The organism is Streptomyces phytophilus (genome assembly GCF_013870535.1).
Taxonomy (GTDB): Bacteria; Actinomycetota; Actinomycetes; order Streptomycetales; family Streptomycetaceae; genus Streptomyces; species Streptomyces phytophilus.
Map to the genome: position 1 here is coordinate 1 of NZ_JACBXC010001217.1, position 1785 is coordinate 1785.

Here is a 1785-nt window from a genome sequence, read left to right on the forward strand (position 1 = left end):
GACGCAGCCGCAGGCGCGGGCGCAGGCGCGAGCACCGCAGGCACCGCGGGCACCCCCGGCGGCACCGCGGGCACCCGCGCCGCCGTCAACGGCCGCAAGCGCGACACCGGCCGGGCCGGCGGCGTACGGGACGCAGACCGCGTACCCGACGAGCCCGGCGCGTCCGTACAAGAAAAGCAACCCGCGGAACGCGAGGAACCCGCGGCGCCCGACGACGGCCCCGACTCCTCCGCCGCACCCCCCGCACGCAATGCCGCTTCACCTTCGGAGGACGACCGATGACCCAATCTCCCGCCGAGGCCACCGGGCTGACCTGGCTGCTGGAGGGGTTGCTGGAGCGCACGCCCGGCGCCAGGCACGCCCTCGTCCTCTCCCGCGACGGGCTCAAGCTCTGCCACACCCCCGAGCTTTCCGAGGACCGCGCCGACCAGCTCGCCGCCATCTCGGCCGGCATCCAGAGCCTGTCGCACGGCGCCTCCGTCGAGTTCGGGGACGGCAGCGGCGGCGTACGGCAGTCGATGACCGAGTTCTACGGCGGCATCCTGTTCATCGCCGAGGCCGGCTCCGGCAGCCATGTCGCCGTGATCGCCGGGGAGACGGCGGACCCCGGGCTCGTCGGGCACAACATGCTGGAGCTGGTCGAGCAGCTCGGCGACCACCTCAGCGCGCCGCCCCGCGGGCCCGTGCCCGCGGCCGCGGCCGAAGGGGTTGCGGCGGAATGAGCCGCGCCGGCCGGGACGACGATCCGGACCGGCTGTACACCCTGACAGGGGGGCGCAGCCGGCCCGCCAGCGACGAGTTCGACCTCGTCACCCTGGTGGTCGCCGAGTGCGAGCCGACGCCGGGCATGCAGTCCGAGCACGCCGCGATCCTGCGTATCTGCCGGACCCCGACCGCCGTCGTGGAGCTGTCCGCCGACCTCGGACTGCCCGTCGGGATCACGAAGATCCTGCTGTCCGACCTGCTGGCCGCCGGCCGGATCACCGCGCGCCATCCGCGGTACGCGCCCCCGCGCACGCCGGGCGGCGTCCGGTTCGCCGATCCCGAGACTCTGGAGAAGGTGCTCGTTGGACTCCGCCACCTCTGACACGCGCGCGACCTCCGCGCGGCCGGCCGGCGCGGCGGAGCGCGCGCCCCTGGCCCGTACAGCCGACAACGGGCTGAAGATCGTCGTCGTCGGCGGCTTCGGCGTCGGCAAGACCACCATGGTCCGCTCCGTCAGCGACATCCGGCCGCTGAACACCGAGGAGACCATGACCCTGGCCGGCCGGGGCATCGACGACCGCAGCGCCGTGCCCGGCAAGACCGCCACGACCGTCGCCTTCGACTTCGGGCGGATCAGCCTCGACGCGCGCACCGTGCTGTACCTCTTCGGGGCGCCGGGCCAGGAGCGGTTCTGGTTCCTGTGGGACCGGCTGTTCTCCGGGACGCTCGGCGCGATCGTGCTCGTCGACCACCGCCGGCTCGCCGACTCCTGGTACGCCATCGACCGGCTGGAGCACCACGGCACGCCGTTCATCGTCGCCCGCAACGACTTCGGCGGCCCGCCGTACACCGGCGCCGAGGTGCGCGAGGCGCTCGACCTCGACCCGCACGTCCCGCTGGTCGACTGCGACGCGCGCTCGCGCGAGTCCAGCAAGGGCGTGCTGATCGCCCTGGTCGAGCACCTGCAGCGCCTCGCCGCCGCCCCCGTCCCCACCGCACCGGAGACCGCGACATGACCCCGACTCCCGACGACCAGGCCGCACATGAGGGGAGCAGCACGGAAGCGCCGGGCGCACCGGC

Annotated in this window: 3 protein-coding genes and 1 pseudogene; all 4 read left to right on the plus strand. The window is 74.4% G+C overall.

Going from position 1 to position 1785, the window contains the following annotated elements; genetic code table 11:
- Positions 1 to 282, plus strand: a pseudogene (locus H5J30_RS36095) (ATP-binding protein); the annotation flags it as partial.
- Positions 279 to 722, plus strand: a complete 444-nt coding sequence (locus H5J30_RS30915) for a roadblock/LC7 domain-containing protein (RefSeq protein ID WP_181790801.1) — start codon at positions 279 to 281, stop codon at positions 720 to 722. The pseudogene H5J30_RS36095 and the gene H5J30_RS30915, both read left to right, overlap by 4 nt.
- Positions 719 to 1087: a DUF742 domain-containing protein gene (locus tag H5J30_RS30920; RefSeq protein WP_181790803.1), complete on the plus strand. Its 369-nt coding sequence runs from the start codon at positions 719 to 721 to the stop codon at positions 1085 to 1087. The genes H5J30_RS30915 and H5J30_RS30920 overlap by 4 nt, the downstream gene beginning before the upstream one ends.
- Entirely contained in the window at positions 1068 to 1721 is a 654-nt protein-coding gene (locus tag H5J30_RS30925) for a GTP-binding protein (protein WP_181790804.1), read from the plus strand. Before H5J30_RS30920 ends, H5J30_RS30925 begins: the two co-directional genes overlap by 20 nt.
- The last annotated feature ends 64 nt before the right edge of the window (positions 1722 to 1785 follow it).